The sequence below is a fragment of the Noviherbaspirillum cavernae genome (genome assembly GCF_003590875.1).
GTDB classification, from domain to species: domain Bacteria; phylum Pseudomonadota; class Gammaproteobacteria; order Burkholderiales; family Burkholderiaceae_D; genus Noviherbaspirillum; species Noviherbaspirillum cavernae.
The window spans coordinates 204,395-219,583 of the sequence record NZ_QYUN01000002.1; the positions used below are offsets into that span (position 1 = coordinate 204,395).

Genomic DNA, 15,189 nt, shown 5'->3' on the forward strand with positions numbered 1-15,189 from the left:
AGAGCGCCTAACAAAATGATTCTGAGGGTGTTGCGCCGCCTTGCCGTACAAGTCGTACTGTCTGCGGCGACGCGCCTACTCAGAACCGCTTCGCTTCATTTTGTTAGACGCTCTAAGTGAAAATCTTGCATCGTGTTTGTACCAATCAACTGGATATTCGGGGAAGAATTCTCATGTCCGAAAATGGCTAGACGGGCTTGGGGCTGGCGCGTATAAAGAAAGCATGGAAGATCTCTCACATCTCGCGTACGACGGCGCATCGCCTTTAAGCAGAGAAAGCTGCTACCGCGCGCTCGCCGCCAAGGACACGCGCTTTGACGGCGTGTTCTTCACCGGCGTGAAGACGACGGGCATTTACTGCCGTCCGGTCTGCACGGTCAAGACGCCGCGCGAATCCTCATGCACCTTCTTCGCGTCGGCGGCTGCGGCGGAGGCGGCGGGCTTTCGCCCCTGCCTGCGTTGCCGGCCCGAACTCGCACCGTATGCATTGCAGCAGAACCTCGCGCACGCGGTCTGGCAGCGCATTGCGGCCGGTGCGTTGAACGATGGCGATATCGAGCGCCTTGCCGGTGAAGTCGGCTTGTCGTCGCGCCAGTTGCGCCGCGTATTGCTGCAGCATTTCGGCGTCACGCCGGTCGAGCTGGCGCAGACGCAGCGCCTGCTGTTTGCGAAGAAGCTGCTGCAAGAAACGCGCATGCCGATGGCCGACGTCGCGTATGCGGCGGGATTCGGCAGCGTGCGGCGTTTCAATTCGCTGTTTGCCGAACGCTACGGCATCGCGCCGGGCGACATCCGCCGCGCCACGCCGCAGGACGATGCGGTTGCGCAGGATGCATTGACCTTGCGGCTCGCATATCGGCCGCCGTTCAACTGGGCGCACATCCTGCGCTATCTGGCCGGGCGCGCGATAGGCGGCGTGGAAGCGGTGCAGCAGGAGCGGGGCGTATACCTGCGCAGCGTGCGCATCGGCGAGGTGACGGGATGGATGCAGGTGACGCATCTTCAGGCAAGGCACTTTCTGGAATTGCAGGTCGCGCCTTCGCTCGCACCGGTGCTGATGCCATTGCTGGCGCAGGTGCGCGCGCAGTTCGATCTCGACGCGAATCCCGCCGTGATCGAGGCGCATCTGCAAGGCGATCCGTTGCTGGGCACGCACATCCGAACCACGCCCGGCTTGCGCGTACCCGGTGCGTTCGATGCGTTCGAACTGGCGGTGCGCGCAGTGCTGGGCCAACAGGTCAGCGTGGCCGGCGCCACCACTCTGTCGGGGCGGCTGGTCGCGCGCTTCGGCGAGCCGGGCGACACGCCTTTTGCGAATGTCACGCACCACTTTCCGCGGGCCGGGAAATTGGCCGCAACCGACATTGCGGCAATCGCGCAGATCGGACTGCCGCAATCGCGGGCGCAAACGATCCGGCATCTGGCGCAATTTGCCGCAGCAGGCGGCTTGAACATGCGACCCGGCATGACGCTGGAAGAAGCAGTGGCGCATCTGAAAACGGTGCGCGGCATCGGCGACTGGACCGCGCACTACATCGCGCTGCGCGCATTGCGCTTTTCCGACGCCTTTCCTGTCGGTGATCTCGGATTGCAGAAAGCCGCCGCCGAAGACGAACCTTCCGGCCGGCTCACCGAAAAACAGCTTGCCGCGCGCGCGGCAGCGTGGACCCCGTGGCGCGGCTATGCGGCGCTCATTCTATGGACGACATGAACCATGATCTCTTACAGCGAATACTCCAGCCCGCTCGGCACCCTGTTGCTTGCAGCGAGCGAACAAGGATTGTGCGGTGTGTATTTCGAGGAGCACAAACACTTCAAGGGCCCGCAAGGATGGGAACGAAGTCATGACCATCCGCACTTGCAGGCGGCGATGGTGCAGCTCAACGAATATTTCGAGGGGCGGCGTACTGCCTTTGATTTGCGTCTGGATTTGCGCGGTACCGAATTCCAGCAAGCCGTTTGGCGTGAACTGCTGTCACTTCCTTTCGGGCATATCTCGAGCTACCAATCGATTGCACAATGCATCGGCAGGCCGAAAGCGATCCGTGCCGCAGGCACCGCGATTGGGCGCAACCCGGTCTCCATCATCGTCCCCTGTCATCGCGTGCTGGGCACATCGGGGGCCTTGGCAGGATATGCGGGAGGATTGGAGCGCAAGCGTCATCTACTCGCATTCGAACGCGAACGCAGTGAAGACGTAACCGGGACGCAGAAACGACAGAAGATGCACGATCCGGTCGCACCGGACCATGCATCTCTAGTTGTCTAGCGGGAGATGGAAAACCGCAGTGTGCCGCGCAGCATACTGTTCGGGTGATCAGCGTGAAGTACCGGTGCCACCAGTGCCGGAAGTGCCGGCTCCTCCCGATGTGCCTGCGCCTGAAGTGCCAGCGCCGCCTGTCCCGCTCATGCCGCCGCTGTCCGAACCCCCAGACGGGCCGCCATAAGTTGATGCGCCGCCGCTCGGGGTGGTGGTGGGAGATTTGCTTGAGGGACTGGAAGCGGAGGTGCCAGGCGCAGTCGACGCACCTGAAGTGCCGGAGGTCGTTCCGGTGCGAGTTGTTCCGCATGCGGCAAGCACTAATGCACACGCCAGGGGAATGGTCCATTTCATCATCATGAGATTCTCCAAAAAACAAGGGGCGATGTGGCATGACAAGTTGTCATGCCAATATTGCACGTCTGCTTTTAGTAGAAGCCATGGGTCATTGGAAGTTCCATTCGGTCGTCAGGCAATCATCCGTTGCATGAGTGAATTCGTGCAGCGGATAAATGCCATCGCATGCTTGCATTGCCGGCGTGTTTCACAGTACGCACCGCTGCATTACACGAACCACATGCACGGATATGCTGCGTCTGTAATACATCCTTCAACGAGACGCTATTTCTTCTTGCTCACTTCATTGCCGATCAGGCCGCCAGCCGCTGCGCCGCCCACCGTGCCTAGCGTGCTGCCGCCGGTGATGGCATGTCCTGCCACGCCGCCCACCACAGCGCCGGTCCCGATGCCCACCTGCTGCCGGCTCGGCGTACCGCAGCCCGCCAATGCCGAAGCCAGCGCGACCGCACCGATGATCGATATCATGCTCCGCGTAATCATAGGGCCTCCGAATCAATCAATGGCATCGTTGTTGCGTGACTGACTCCAATGCGATGCCTTCAATCATGTAAATTGGACTCTGCGATCACCGTTTTGTTCAGCAGCAGGTTTTCTGAATGAAACAAAATGCGCATATGTATGCGGACAATTTCGACCATGAGCATGGGGGAAACACAATGATCCACGGAAGCTGTCTATGCGGCGGCGTGCAATACGACTATGCAGGGGAATTCGGCACCATCACGGTTTGTCATTGCAGCGATTGCCGCAAGGCGCAGGGCACAAGCACGGTCGTTGCCGCGCCGGTGAACGCCGCGCAATTCCGCTGGCGGAAAGGCTCGGAGCTGATTGCCGAATACGAATCATCGCCCGGCAAGAAACGCGCATTTTGCCGCCGTTGCGGCGCGCCGCTGTACTCGCGCCGCGATGATGCGCCCGAGGTGCTGCGGCTGCGCATGGGGACCATCGACAATGCGGTGGATGCGACGCCGGTCGCCCATATCTTCACGGCGAACGTGCCGGCGTGGGCAGCCATGGACGACGAATTGCCGCGTTACGACGGGCAAGAGCCCGGGCGCGGCTGATGTCAGGAACGAGTGAGGTAGAGAATGTGGCACACGCGGACGCATGCCATGTCGCGGCGGACGATCAGCGCACCAGGCGCAGGATGAAGGGATAGCGGTACGCCTTGCCCTTCGATGCCGCGATTGCAGCGACCAGGCTGAGGACGAAGTTGGCGATGAAAACGAGCGGTATCAGCAGCAGGCCGATCAGGATCACCTTGAGCAGGATGGACGCGACAAACGCGATCGCGAGCGTGATCTGGAAGTTCAGCGCCTCTTTCGCTTCCTGCGCGGCGAACCCGCCGTCATCCTTCCTGACCAGCCACAGCACCAGCGCACCGACAAAGCCGGTGAAGATGCCGAGCAGGTGCGCCAGCATGGCGAGATTGCATTCATCCTTGGTCGGGTCGGTCTCGATGATCTCATTCATGGAATATTCCTCTCAATCGACTGCGTGCAAAAAAGCCGCTGCACACTCGCTTGTTGAGCATGGCAGCGGCCTTCGGCGTGGAAAGACGCGCGTCGTCGCGGCGATCAGGCCGCGACTTTGCGCGCCGTCGTTTTTTTCGCGACAGCCTTCTTTGCGGCGGTCTTGGTTGCGGGCTTTGCCGCCGTCTTCTTCGCCGCCGTCTTCGCAGGCGCGGCCGTGCCTTCGTCGGCGTCCTTGGCGGCTGCCTTGCCCTTGGCCGGCGCCTTCGCCTTGCGCTCCTCGAACTCGAAGCCTATCTTGCCGTCCTTGCCCTTGGCGAGATAGGCCTTGAACGGCCGGCGCGTGCGCTGCGAAACGAAGCCGGGCAGCAGGTCGGTCTTGCCGTCGTTGAGCAGCTTCGCCATCTGCTCCGGCAGGATTTCCTGCTGCAGGATGATCCGGCCGCTGCGGAAGTCGCAGGCCTTGGGCTTGGCGACAGTCTTCTCGCACACGTAGGCCAGGCCCATTTCATACACGCCGCTGCCGCATTTCGGGCAGGCGCCGAGCGGCGTCTGGCCGGTGAAATCGACGCCTTCGCCATCCTCGCCCTCATCCTGGTTCTGGCCGAAGTCGAATTCCAGCTTGAAGTTGTTGTTGTCTTCGTCGCGCGCGATCTTCAGGATCGCGGCGAACGGGCGGCCCATCTTCGAGCGGAATCCCTGCAGCGGCCCGATCTCGCGCTTCTGCAGCAGTTCTTCCACCTCCGCCACCTCGAACTGGCGGCTGCCCGGCGTCTTCGACATCGAGAACTCGCAGTTCGTGCAGGCGAAGCGGCGGTAGTTTTCCTTCACCACGCCGCCGCAGTTCGGGCACGGCGTCTTCAGCGTCGCGTAGTCGCCGGGAATCGTGTCGTTGTTGTATTCCTTGGCGCGCTTGACGATGACTTGCGTCATCTGCGCGATCTCGCGCATGAATTCTTCGCGGCTGATCTTGCCGCGTTCCATCTGCGCCAGCTTGTATTCCCATTCGCCGGTCAGTTCCGGCGCGGTCAATTCATCCACGCCGAGTCCGCGCAACAGCGTCATCAGCTGGAACGCCTTCGCGGTCGGGATCAGTTCGCGCCCTTCGCGCAGCAGGTATTTCTCGTTCAACAGACCTTCGATGATCGCCGCGCGCGTGGCCGGCGTGCCGAGTCCCTTGCCGGCCATCGCCTCGCGCAAGTCCTCGTCATCGACCAGTTTGCCCGCGCCTTCCATCGCCGACAGCAGCGTCGCTTCCGAATAGCGTGCGGGCGGTTTGGTGACGAGGCCGTTGGCGGAGATCTTCTCGGTCCTGACCTTTTCGTCTTTCGCCACCGGCACCAGCGTGCCCGCGTTCTCCTCGTCCTTGTCGCTGGCGGCTTCCTTGCCGTAGATCGCCAGCCAGCCGGGATTGATCATCACCTTGCCCTCGGTCTTGAACTGATGACCGGACACTTCGGTGTAGCGCGTGGTGACCTGGAATTCCGCCACGGGGAAGAACACCGCCATGAAGCGGCGCGTCACGAGGTCGTACAGCTTCTGCTCGGGCTCGGTCAGATGCTTCGGCGCCTGCGTGGTCGGAATGATCGCGAAGTGATCGCTGATCTTGGCGTTGTCGAAGATGCGCTTGTTCGGCTTGACCCAGTTGTTCTTCAGGATCTGCGACGCGAACTGGTGATAGTTGTTGCTCTCGGCAACTACGTCGAGCGTCTGCCTGACGGTGTCGAGATAGTCTTCCGGCAAGTGGCGCGAATCGGTACGCGGATAGGTCAGCACCTTGTGCTTTTCATACAGCGCCTGGGCGAGACCGAGCGTGTTCTTCGCCGAGAAACCGAAGCGCGCATTCGCCTCGCGCTGCAGGCTGGTCAGGTCGAACAGCGCCGGCGCGATTTGCGTGGCGGGTTTCGATTCCTCCGTGACCGTGCCCTGCTTGCCGCGACAGGCAGCGACGATGGATTCGGCAGCGGCCTTGCTCCACAGGCGTTCGGCCTTCTTCTCCGGGTCGGTTTCGTCCTTCTTGAATTTGGTGTCGAGCCAGCGGCCTTCATAGATGCCGGCGGCGCAGATGAATTCGGCGCGCACTTCCCAGAAGTCGCGCGACACGAAGTTCTTGATCTTCTCCTCGCGCTCGACCACGATCGACAGCGTCGGTGTCTGCACGCGGCCGACGGTGGTGAGGTAGAAGCCGCCTTCCTTCGAATTGAACGCGGTCATGGCACGCGTGCCGTTGATGCCGATCAGCCAGTCGGCTTCGCTGCGGCAGCGCGCGGCGTCGGCCAGCGGCAGCATTTCCCCGTCGTCGCGCAAGTGCCTGAAGCCGTCGCGGATCGCGCCCGGCGTCATCGATTGCAGCCACAGCCGCTTGATCGGCTGCTTCGCCTTCGCGTACTGCGCGATCAGGCGGAAGATCAGTTCACCCTCGCGGCCCGCGTCACAGGCGTTGATCAGGGAGGTGACATCCTTGCGCTTGATGAGCTTGTTGAGTACCTTGAGGCGCGACTCGGTCTTGGCGATCGGGTTCAGCGCGAAATGCGGCGGGATCATCGGCAAATGCGTGAAAGTCCACTTGCCGCGCTTGACGTCGTACTCCTCCGGCACCGCGATTTCGACCAGATGGCCGACGGCGGAAGACAGCACGTATTCGTCGGATTCAAAGTACTCATCGTGCTTGGTGAAGCCGCCCAGCGTCTTCGCGATATCGTTCGCGACGGAGGGCTTCTCGGCGATGATGAGGGTCTTGGTCATAAATTGGGTCTCGAAATTGGCGCGGAAAGTGCGCGAAACAAGGCAAAGCCAAATGCAGCAAAGCCAGGGGCGGCATGCGATGCAGAGATTGCCATACAGGAACGGCTACTAATATAGCAAGCATCCGCAAATCATTTCAGAGACATCGGTCTTGATATTTATGAAATGAGCCGATCAAGCGGCCAATGATAAGCGGGTTGCGCGGAAAATCGCAAGCGAGGGAGTTTGTCAATTGCCGTTGAACAAAATCTGATCGGAAGGCAATCGTGCCGGTACGAAAGTGCAATCCGTGCGCCGGCGCGGCGATGTCATTAATGCAAAAGACGAGGTTCGGCGTCTTCGTCGTCCGAAAACAGTTCGTCGAAAATGAGGCCATCCGGCTCCTTGCCTTGGCTCCACAGCACCATCAACACAATGACCTTGAGCTTGTCGAGCGAGATTTGCGGTTCGCTGACGGCCAGCGCGCGCTCGATGATGATTTCGCGCTGAACGGGGTTGATCACTTTCGCCGACTCCAGGAACTGGATGAAGCCGACCGCTTCGGTTCCGAGCACGTCCATTTCTTGCTGCGCATAAATGCGGAAGCCGAATGAAAAGGCAGTCTGCTGCGGATAATTATCGGAAAGTTCGTTGGTTGCTTCGGCCAGATCGGTCAGCCAGCCGAGCGCTTTCGAAATCTCATCTTCCTCGAAGCCGATGGCCGACAGCTTCTTTACCAGCGCCTCCGAATCGGGGCAGGCGTCCGGTCGGTAGTAGGTTTCGTAGAGATAAACAAGGACGTCAAACATGGTTCTACTCTAGCGTTAAGGTCGTTGTGACACAAGTCCCAAATATCGGGTTGCAGATAAATGACACTGAAATGACACTGTCACGACTTGAATTTCCACTGCTTTTTCATGATGACACAGAAAGGCGCGTCAGGCAGTGCGAGCCAGCGAGTAGCGTGCCTTGCAGGATAACGTAAAAGGAAGAATGGCTGAAGCGCCGCCGCCGTTTTGATGAGGATGCAACAAGCGCATTACACGAGGCGTCGATACATTCCGCCCGGAAGGTTTTCGACCGAGCCTTCCAGCTCCAGCGTGAGCAGTTGCGCATTGATCGATGCAGCGTCGAGTGCGCAACGCGCGGCAAGCGTGTCGATATCCACCGGGTCGAATCCCATGGCGCGTAGGAGCGGATCGTCGAGAGCGATAGCGGTGCCGGCTTCGTTCATGGCAGCGGCGTGCGCCGGCGTTTCGTACTCGCCAAGCTCTTCGAGAATGTCTTGCGCCGATTCCACCAGCTTCGCGCCTTGCTTGATGAGTTGATGGCAGCCTTTGGAGAGCGGCGAGTGGATCGAGCCGGGAATTGCAAACACGTCGCGGCCCTGTTCGCCTGCCATGCGCGCCGTGATCAGCGAGCCGGATTGCGCCGCGGCCTCGATCACCAGTACGCCGCGCGCGAGGCCGGAGATGATGCGATTGCGGCGCGGGAAATTGGCGGCGATGGCAGGCATCCCGAGCGGATATTCGCTGATGATGCAGCCTTCGGCGGCGATCCGGTGCGCCAGCCCGCGATTGCGTGCCGGGTAGACGATGTCCGCGCCGGTGCCGATCACGGCGACTGTCGAGCCCATGCCGCGCAGGCTGCCCTCATGTGCCGCGGTATCGATGCCGAGCGCCATGCCGGAGATGATCGTCAGGCCCGCGTGGCTCAACACTTCCGAAAATTTTTCCGCGTTGACAATGCCTTGCGCGGTCGCGTTGCGGCTGCCGACCACGGCCAGTGACGGACTGGACAGCAATTCGACGCGGCCCTTGGCGTACAGAATCGAAGGCGGATCGGCGATGTCGAGCAGTGCTTGCGGATAGCCTGCATCGGCCAGCGTCAACACGAAATTGCCCGGCTGTTCCGCCCACGCGATCGTCTTGTCGATTTGCGCCCGCATCTCGGCGGACTCTGGCGCGGTGAGCGCGGCGGTGACGCGCTCGGAAACGACCTGCCTCAGCGCCGCGAAGCCGGCGGCAAAGACCTTCTCCGGCAGGCCGAACGCGCTCAGCAGCTTGCGCGCGGTTTCAGGGCCGACGCCTGGCGTTTGCTCCAGTCGAATCCAGTGTGCGAGCTCTTCGGCTCGCTTCGCATGTGTCATCGTTGTGCGGAGCGTCGTTTATTCGGGCGACTTGGCGACGTCGCCGACCTTCACCGTATCGGTGACCTGCATGATCAGGCCGTACGAGATGTTATTGAATACGCGGAAGATGAACAGGTTCCCGTACTGCTGGTCCGGCAGCTTGACCCGATTCGCGCTTCTGGACCAATAACTGCTGCCTTGCGTCGGGTCAGTGATGATCGGACCGTAACGATAGAGCTCCAGCACCGTGCCGACGTCGATGCCCTGGTTGCGGCCGCGATTGATCGTGACGATCTGGTTCTGCCCGGCGTGCGTGACGCCGCCGTAGATCGATACGATGCTGGCATCGACCGGCTGCTCGGGCGGATGCGGTACATAGTTGATGATCGGCGTCGGCGGCATCGGCAACAAGCGGTCGTTGGCGCCCATTTCCTGCTTGATGCTGACGACGGTGAAGACGTGCGCTTCGTCGTTCGTGCGCGCGGCGCGCTGCAGCTTGACGGAGCCCAGATAGGCCGATTCGTAGCCGATGATTTTCTGCGTGATCGGGTCTTTCAGCGGGCTGCCGGGACGGAACACCTGGAACGCGGTGCCGGCCTGCAGATCGCCGCGCACGTAGATCCGGTCGTCCTTGCCGACATTGACCCGGCCTTCTTCTGCCGCGATGATGCGCGGCGCGTTCTGCAGCTCGTGTTCCTCGACGATCAGCGGCTGCGACAGGAAGGGTTCGATGATCTGGGATGGAATGGAGCGGATTGCCTGTTGCCCGAGGCCTTCCGTGCGCACCTGCGGCGAGAGTCGGACGGTCGGCATGCCGCCCTTGTCGCCCACCGGTTTGCCCAGTCGCAGGCGGCCTGCGGCGCGGTCGAAATACACGATCTGGCCGGGATAGATCCAGTGCGGATTGCGGATTTCCTCGCGGTTCATGCCCCACACCTGCGGCCAGCACCACGGATGCTGCAGGAATTTTCCGGAAATGTCCCACAGCGTATCGCCGCGCACCACCTTGTGCTGATCCGGGGCGTTCGGCAGGAAGGCACAGCGCGCTGATCGGGCCGGGTCGGCGTCGCTTGCTGCGTGGACGTGCGAAGCGGCGGCAAAAGCGAGGACGAGGGCGACTGTGCTAAACTTTTTCATGGTTTGTCCAGTGAGTGTGGCGTCGGAATCAGGCACGGGATTGAGCTGCATGAGCAGCCGCATCAAGTTGTTTGTTGTGCAATAAGTTGCACTGCGGAAACTTGCCAAATTGAATCAAATTCTGCACATAAATCCTTGAACTAGCAAGAAAAACCGCGCTCTTAATGAGGCGCATTGTTGCGCAAAAGCCGTATGTCTTTATTACCCATTCTTCGCTATCCAGACCCGCGTTTGCACAAGATTGCAAAGCCGGTAACCGTGTTCGACGAGCGCTTGAAAAAGCTTGCCGCCGACATGGCCGAAACCATGTACGACGCGCCAGGCGTCGGTCTTGCCGCGACCCAGGTCGATGTGCACGAACAGCTGGTCGTGATCGATACTTCCGAAACCCACGACGATTTGCGCGTGTTCATCAACCCGGAAATCACCTGGGCCAGCAACGAACGCCAGGTCTATGACGAAGGCTGCCTGTCGGTGCCCGGCATCTACGACGGCGTCGAGCGCCCGGCGCGCGTCAAGGTGCGCGCGCTGGACCTGGCAGGCAAGCCGTTCGAGCTGGAAGCCGACGGCTTGCTCGCAGTATGCATCCAGCACGAGATGGATCACCTGAAGGGCAAGGTGTTCGTCGAGTACCTGTCGCCCTTGAAGCGCAATCGCATCAAGACGAAACTGCTGAAGGAAGAGCGCGAACTGAACCGGGACCGGAGGCCCGTCGCGGCCACCAGGTAGGTCGCCATCCGCCGCCGCGGCAGTCTGCCGGACGCTGCGCGGCGATGCTTGTACGCTTCCCGGTTCCGCGCGCCGCTGGACAGCGTATACAATCCAGGCCCATGAAAATCATCTTCGCCGGCACTCCGGAATTCGCCGCAACGGCGCTTCAATCCCTGCATGATGCAGGCTTCGACATTCCCCTCGTACTGACGCAGCCCGATCGTCCCGCCGGACGCGGCATGCAGCTGCAGGCTTCCCCGGTCAAGCAGTATGCCTTGGCGCACGGCATGCCGGTTGCGCAGCCGGTCTCGTTGCGGCGCGACGGCAAATATCCCGAGATCGCGCGCGAAGCGCACGATCTGCTGCAAGCAACCGAACACGACGTGATGGTGGTGGCCGCCTACGGTTTGATCCTGCCGCGCAGCGTGCTCGGCATTCCGAAGCACGGCTGCATCAACATCCACGCCTCGCTGCTGCCGCGCTGGCGCGGTGCGGCACCGATCCATCGCGCGATCGAAGCGGGCGATGCGGAAACCGGCGTGACCATCATGCAGATGGAGGAGGGGCTCGACACCGGGCCGATGCTGCTGATCGACCGTCTGCCGATCGCCGCCGACGAGACGACCGGCACGCTGCACGACAAGCTGGCGCACATGGGCGGCAGCTTGATTGTCGAGGCGCTGAAGAAGCTCGAACGCGGCGAGCTGGGCGCGACGCCGCAGCCGGAAGCTGGTGCGAACTACGCGGCGAAGATCACGAAAGAGGAAGCGCTGCTGGATTTTTCGCAACCGGCGGCAAGCCTGGCGCGCAAGATTCGCGCCTTCAATCCCTTTCCCGGCGCGTCGGCCTCGTTCGGCGGTGCCTCCGTCAAGCTGTGGCGCGCCGAAGTACTGTCCGCAACGAACGGTGCGACATCCGGCCAGGTGCTGGAAGCCGGTCCGCAGTCCGGCGTCGTCGTCGCCTGCGGCGACGGTGCGTTGCGCTTGACGGAACTGCAGAAGCCGGGCGGCAAGCGCCTGCCGGCGGCGGAATTCCTGAAGGGCTTCAAGATGGAAGGCGGGCGCTTCGATTGATGCGGCGTGAATGACTGCCCTTCAAAAACTATTCGGGCATTTTCTTGTCATTCCGAGCGGGGCGAGGAATCCCGACGCAGCATGATTTGGCGTCGTTCCCTCGACTCGCTCGGAGGCGTTATCGGACACTCTCCGCTCAAACGTGCAGCAATCTGCCGCCGCCGAACGACCAGTTTTCCCACGACGTTTCCTTGAAGCAGATCATCACGTTTTCCGGATCAAGCCCCGGTGCCTGCGATACTGCGCCGATGATGTCGGCGAGAATTTTCTTCTTCACCTTCACGCTGCGCCCGACTGACAGCAGGATTTCGATCAACACGAAATCGTCGGTTCGATTGCTCGTCAGGTCCGGATAGGCGGGATCAAAGCGGAAATCGTCCGCATCCAGTTCTAGCACGCGCTGAAAACGGTCTGTCGCCGGCACGCCGGATGCGACCAGCGCGTTGTGGGCGGCCTCCAGTACCTGTGTCTTGAACTCGCGGGACTTGCCTTTGCGAAGGGTTACGGTCACCAGCGGCATTGCTTCTCCTTTTTGGTTGTGAAAAAAATGGAATCAACCCGCCTTGTCCAGCGGCAGCGGACTGGCGGGCTTGATCTCTTCCAGGCAGACCATCGAGCGTACACCGGATACGCCCGGCACCTGCATCAGGCGATCGGTCAGGAAGTTTGACAGCGATTTCAGATCGGCCGACGCGACTTTCAGAAGGTAATCGAAATCGCCGGAAATCGTGTAGCACTCGAGAATTTCCGGGAACTGGCGGATCGCTTTTTCCAGCGCGCGCACCTGCTTGAATTGCTCGCGGTCGATGTTCAGATTGACGAAGGCGACCACGCCCAGGCCGATGGTCGCCGGATCGACCTGTGCCATGTAGCCGCGAATGATGCCTTCGCTTTCCATGCGCCGCACGCGGCGGTAGCACTGCGGCGCGGACAGGTTGGCCTTGTCCGACAGTTCGACGTTGGAGGCGCGGCCGTTCGCCTGCAGCGTTTGCAGAATGATGCGGTCGTAGCGATCGAGTTTTTCCATGATCTGCGCCCCGGAAATGCGGAATCGATGAACGATTCTTTCATATTTCATGCATTTCATGCTCGATAACGCAAAAAAGTTTCTCGCATTCTTCACTATCATTGAATCACCCCGAGCAACACAGCAAGCGAGGAATGCCATGCATGAATTCATCGAACTGGAAAGCCGCTACAGCGCGCACAACTACCACCCGCTGCCTGTGGTGCTGACGCGCGGCAAGGGCGTGTGGCTGTGGGACGTCGATGGCAAACGCTATCTCGATATGATGTCGGCCTATTCTGCGGTCAGCTTCGGCCACAGCCATCCGGTGCTGGTCGCGGCGCTGACGCGGCAGGCGGAGCAGCTCGCCGTCACTTCGCGCGCATTCCACACCGACCGCCTGGGACCGTTCCTGCAAACGCTGTGCGAAATGACGGGCATGGATCGTGCGCTGCCGATGAACACCGGCGCCGAAGCGGTTGAAACGGCGCTGAAGGCGGCACGCAAGTGGGGCTACAAGGTCAAGGGCATTGCCGACAATCGTGCGGAAATCATTGTCTGCCACGGCAACTTCGCGGGCCGCACCACTACCATCGTCGGCTTCTCGTCGGAGCCGCAATACCGTGACGGCTTCGGCCCGTTCGCGCCGGGATTCGTCGCGGTGCCGTTCGGCGATGCTGCTGCGCTGGAAGCCGCGATCACGCCGCGCACGGCGGCATTTCTCGTCGAGCCGGTGCAGGGCGAGGGCGGCATCATCGTGCCGCCGGCCGGCTATCTCGCCGCCTGCCGCGAGATTTGCACGCGTCACAACGTGCTGCTGATCTGCGATGAAGTGCAGACCGGTCTCGGCCGCACCGGCCGCCTGCTCGCCTGTGAACATGAGGCGGTAAAGCCCGACGGTCTCGTGCTCGGCAAGGCGCTGGGCGGCGGCCTGCTGCCGGTGTCGGCATTCCTCGCGCGCGAGGAAGTGATGCGCGTCTTCAAGCCGGGCGATCATGGCAGCACTTTCGGCGGCAACCCGCTGGCGGCGGCGGTCGGCTTGGCGGCGCTGCGCTTGCTGCAGGAAGAGCGCCTGTCAGAACACGCGCATGAAACGGGAGCGCGCTTGATTGCGGGATTGCGCGCCATCCGCCATCCGGCGATACGCGAAGTGCGCGGCAAGGGTTTGTTGATCGGCATGGAGCTTGATCCGGCATGGATGTCGGCGCGCGCTTTTTGCGAGGCATTGATGCGCAAAGGCATCCTGTCGAAGGAAACCCACGACACTGTTGTGCGCTTCGCGCCGCCGCTCATCATCTCGGAAGCGGAACTGGACGAGGCACTGGTCGTCATACGTGCCACCTTCGAGGAGTTGCTGCCCGCAGCCGAAGCAAGGCGGCGTACTGGTGAAAGCTTTTTTGTCTGATGGCATTGTTATCAAGGAGTTACGCATGGCCGACCGTTTCCTGATGTGCGCGCCCCACCATTTCGAAGTGGCCTACGTCATCAACCCATGGATGGAGGGCAACATCGCGCGCTGCCGCAGCGACGCAGCGACGACCCAGTGGAACGCACTGGCCGCGATGATCGGCGAGGTTGCACACGTCGAAACCATCGCGCCTGCAGCCGGCGTGCCGGATCTGGTGTTCACCGCAAACGCCGGACTGGTGCTGGGCGACCGATTCGTGCTGTCCCGTTTTCGTCATCCCGAGCGGCAGAAGGAAGAACCGCATTTCGCCAGGTGGTTCGACGAGCATGGCTTCAAGGTGCTGACCCTGCCACCCGAGATGTCATTCGAAGGCGCGGGCGATGCGCTGCTCGACCGTCAGCGGCCGCTTCTGTGGATGGGCCACGGGCATCGCACGCATGCAAGCTGCGAGCCGCTGCTGGAGCAATTCCTCGATATCGAGGTTGAACCGCTGCAGCTCGTCAATGATCGCTTCTATCACCTGGATACGTGCTTTTGCCCGCTCGAAGGCGGCTACCTGATGTATTACCCGGCGGCCTTCGACGCTGCATCGCAAGCGCGCATTGCGGCCCATGTGCCGGTGGCGCGGCGCATTGCGGTGGCGGATGAGGATGCGTTTGATTTCGCTTGCAATGCCGTCAACAGCGGCCGCAACGTGTTTCTCAATCGCGCTTCCGACGCGCTAGTCGGGGAGTTGCAATTGCGCGGTTTCGTCGTGCGACAGACCGGCTTGAGCGAATTCATGAAGGCAGGCGGCTCGGCGAAATGCCTGACCTTGAAACTGAACGAGGAACGCTGGCCCTTGCGGCAGGTGGCTTGAGCAGCGAGGAGCGGAAGCGCCCAAAGGGCGCGTTCCGTGTATGGATGA

Annotated in this window: 15 protein-coding genes; 7 read left to right on the top strand and 8 right to left on the bottom strand. The window is 61.4% G+C overall.

Annotated features, from left to right (window positions below):
* Positions 1-223: 223 nt before the first annotated feature.
* Both D3870_RS00995 and D3870_RS01000 read left to right on the top strand, forming a co-directional pair.
* A complete protein-coding gene (locus D3870_RS00995; RefSeq protein WP_119735924.1) occupies positions 224-1,711 on the top strand; it encodes a DNA-3-methyladenine glycosylase 2 in 1,488 nt (495 codons plus the stop codon).
* 3 nt (positions 1,712-1,714) lie between these two features.
* Positions 1,715-2,269: a methylated-DNA--[protein]-cysteine S-methyltransferase gene (locus D3870_RS01000; protein ID WP_119735926.1), complete on the top strand. Its 555-nt coding sequence runs from the start codon at positions 1,715-1,717 to the stop codon at positions 2,267-2,269.
* Between the two features lie 612 nt (positions 2,270-2,881).
* Here the strand turns inward: D3870_RS01000 and D3870_RS01010 are convergent.
* The gene (locus D3870_RS01010; protein WP_119735928.1) at positions 2,882-3,100 is read right to left on the bottom strand and encodes a glycine zipper 2TM domain-containing protein; all 219 of its coding nucleotides are present in this window, start codon (positions 3,098-3,100) and stop codon (positions 2,882-2,884) included.
* 176 nt (positions 3,101-3,276) lie between these two features.
* On the opposite strand from D3870_RS01010, the gene D3870_RS01015 reads away from it, so the two are divergent.
* A complete protein-coding gene (locus D3870_RS01015) occupies positions 3,277-3,684 on the top strand; it encodes a GFA family protein (RefSeq protein ID WP_119735929.1) in 408 nt (135 codons plus the stop codon).
* Positions 3,685-3,748: 64 nt separating this feature from the next.
* On the opposite strand, the gene D3870_RS01020 is transcribed toward D3870_RS01015, so the two are convergent.
* From D3870_RS01020 to D3870_RS01040, 5 genes are all read right to left on the bottom strand, one after another.
* Complete coding sequence (locus tag D3870_RS01020; RefSeq protein ID WP_119735931.1) at positions 3,749-4,093, bottom strand: DUF4870 domain-containing protein; 345 nt, start codon at positions 4,091-4,093, stop codon at positions 3,749-3,751.
* A 104-nt stretch (positions 4,094-4,197) separates the two neighbouring features.
* Positions 4,198-6,837, bottom strand: a complete 2,640-nt coding sequence (locus D3870_RS01025; RefSeq protein WP_119735933.1) for a DNA topoisomerase III — start codon at positions 6,835-6,837, stop codon at positions 4,198-4,200.
* A 311-nt stretch (positions 6,838-7,148) separates the two neighbouring features.
* Positions 7,149-7,625, bottom strand: a complete 477-nt coding sequence (locus D3870_RS01030; RefSeq protein WP_119735935.1) for a Smg family protein — start codon at positions 7,623-7,625, stop codon at positions 7,149-7,151.
* 230 nt (positions 7,626-7,855) lie between these two features.
* Positions 7,856-8,965: a DNA-processing protein DprA gene (gene dprA / locus D3870_RS01035; protein WP_119735937.1), complete on the bottom strand. Its 1,110-nt coding sequence runs from the start codon at positions 8,963-8,965 to the stop codon at positions 7,856-7,858.
* 18 nt (positions 8,966-8,983) lie between these two features.
* Positions 8,984-10,084, bottom strand: coding sequence for a LysM peptidoglycan-binding domain-containing protein (locus D3870_RS01040; RefSeq protein WP_119741496.1), 1,101 nt, complete (start codon positions 10,082-10,084; stop codon positions 8,984-8,986).
* Positions 10,085-10,276: 192 nt separating this feature from the next.
* On the opposite strand from D3870_RS01040, the gene def reads away from it, so the two are divergent.
* Positions 10,277-10,813: a peptide deformylase gene (gene def, locus D3870_RS01045; RefSeq protein WP_119735939.1), complete on the top strand. Its 537-nt coding sequence runs from the start codon at positions 10,277-10,279 to the stop codon at positions 10,811-10,813.
* A 101-nt stretch (positions 10,814-10,914) separates the two neighbouring features.
* The gene (gene fmt / locus D3870_RS01050) at positions 10,915-11,868 is read left to right on the top strand and encodes a methionyl-tRNA formyltransferase (RefSeq protein ID WP_119735941.1); all 954 of its coding nucleotides are present in this window, start codon (positions 10,915-10,917) and stop codon (positions 11,866-11,868) included.
* Between the two features lie 136 nt (positions 11,869-12,004).
* On the opposite strand, the gene D3870_RS01055 is transcribed toward fmt, so the two are convergent.
* Together D3870_RS01055 and D3870_RS01060 are read right to left on the bottom strand one after the other, a co-directional pair.
* Positions 12,005-12,388 (bottom strand): tautomerase family protein, encoded by a 384-nt coding sequence (locus D3870_RS01055; RefSeq protein ID WP_119735943.1) that lies wholly within the window; start codon positions 12,386-12,388, stop codon positions 12,005-12,007.
* 33 nt (positions 12,389-12,421) lie between these two features.
* On the bottom strand, positions 12,422-12,895 hold the full coding sequence (locus tag D3870_RS01060) for an Lrp/AsnC family transcriptional regulator (protein ID WP_119741498.1): 474 nt from the start codon (positions 12,893-12,895) through the stop codon (positions 12,422-12,424).
* A gap of 139 nt (positions 12,896-13,034) precedes the next feature.
* On the opposite strand from D3870_RS01060, the gene rocD reads away from it, so the two are divergent.
* Together rocD and D3870_RS01070 are read left to right on the top strand one after the other, a co-directional pair.
* The gene (gene rocD, locus D3870_RS01065; RefSeq protein ID WP_119735945.1) at positions 13,035-14,279 is read left to right on the top strand and encodes an ornithine--oxo-acid transaminase; all 1,245 of its coding nucleotides are present in this window, start codon (positions 13,035-13,037) and stop codon (positions 14,277-14,279) included.
* Between the two features lie 25 nt (positions 14,280-14,304).
* Positions 14,305-15,141 carry a dimethylarginine dimethylaminohydrolase family protein gene (locus D3870_RS01070; protein ID WP_119735947.1) on the top strand — a complete coding sequence of 279 codons (837 nt, stop codon included), beginning with the start codon at positions 14,305-14,307 and terminating at the stop codon, positions 15,139-15,141.
* The last annotated feature ends 48 nt before the right edge of the window (positions 15,142-15,189 follow it).

Bases quoted from the DNA above. Each gene is read 5' to 3' on its own strand.
- D3870_RS00995 (WP_119735924.1), top strand. From the start codon at position 224: ATGGAAGATCTCTCACATCTCGCGTACGACGGCGCATCGCCTTTAAGC.
- D3870_RS01000 (WP_119735926.1), top strand. From the start codon at position 1,715: ATGATCTCTTACAGCGAATACTCCAGCCCGCTCGGCACCCTGTTGCTT.
- D3870_RS01070 (WP_119735947.1), top strand. From the start codon at position 14,305: ATGGCCGACCGTTTCCTGATGTGCGCGCCCCACCATTTCGAAGTGGCC.
- dprA (WP_119735937.1), bottom strand. From the start codon at position 8,965: ATGACACATGCGAAGCGAGCCGAAGAGCTCGCACACTGGATTCGACTG.
- D3870_RS01040 (WP_119741496.1), bottom strand. From the start codon at position 10,084: ATGAAAAAGTTTAGCACAGTCGCCCTCGTCCTCGCTTTTGCCGCCGCT.
- D3870_RS01020 (WP_119735931.1), bottom strand. From the start codon at position 4,093: ATGAATGAGATCATCGAGACCGACCCGACCAAGGATGAATGCAATCTC.
- def (WP_119735939.1), top strand. From the start codon at position 10,277: ATGTCTTTATTACCCATTCTTCGCTATCCAGACCCGCGTTTGCACAAG.
- D3870_RS01060 (WP_119741498.1), bottom strand. From the start codon at position 12,895: ATGGAAAAACTCGATCGCTACGACCGCATCATTCTGCAAACGCTGCAG.
- fmt (WP_119735941.1), top strand. From the start codon at position 10,915: ATGAAAATCATCTTCGCCGGCACTCCGGAATTCGCCGCAACGGCGCTT.
- D3870_RS01055 (WP_119735943.1), bottom strand. From the start codon at position 12,388: ATGCCGCTGGTGACCGTAACCCTTCGCAAAGGCAAGTCCCGCGAGTTC.
- rocD (WP_119735945.1), top strand. From the start codon at position 13,035: ATGCATGAATTCATCGAACTGGAAAGCCGCTACAGCGCGCACAACTAC.
- D3870_RS01010 (WP_119735928.1), bottom strand. From the start codon at position 3,100: ATGATTACGCGGAGCATGATATCGATCATCGGTGCGGTCGCGCTGGCT.
- D3870_RS01025 (WP_119735933.1), bottom strand. From the start codon at position 6,837: ATGACCAAGACCCTCATCATCGCCGAGAAGCCCTCCGTCGCGAACGAT.
- D3870_RS01030 (WP_119735935.1), bottom strand. From the start codon at position 7,625: ATGTTTGACGTCCTTGTTTATCTCTACGAAACCTACTACCGACCGGAC.
- D3870_RS01015 (WP_119735929.1), top strand. From the start codon at position 3,277: ATGATCCACGGAAGCTGTCTATGCGGCGGCGTGCAATACGACTATGCA.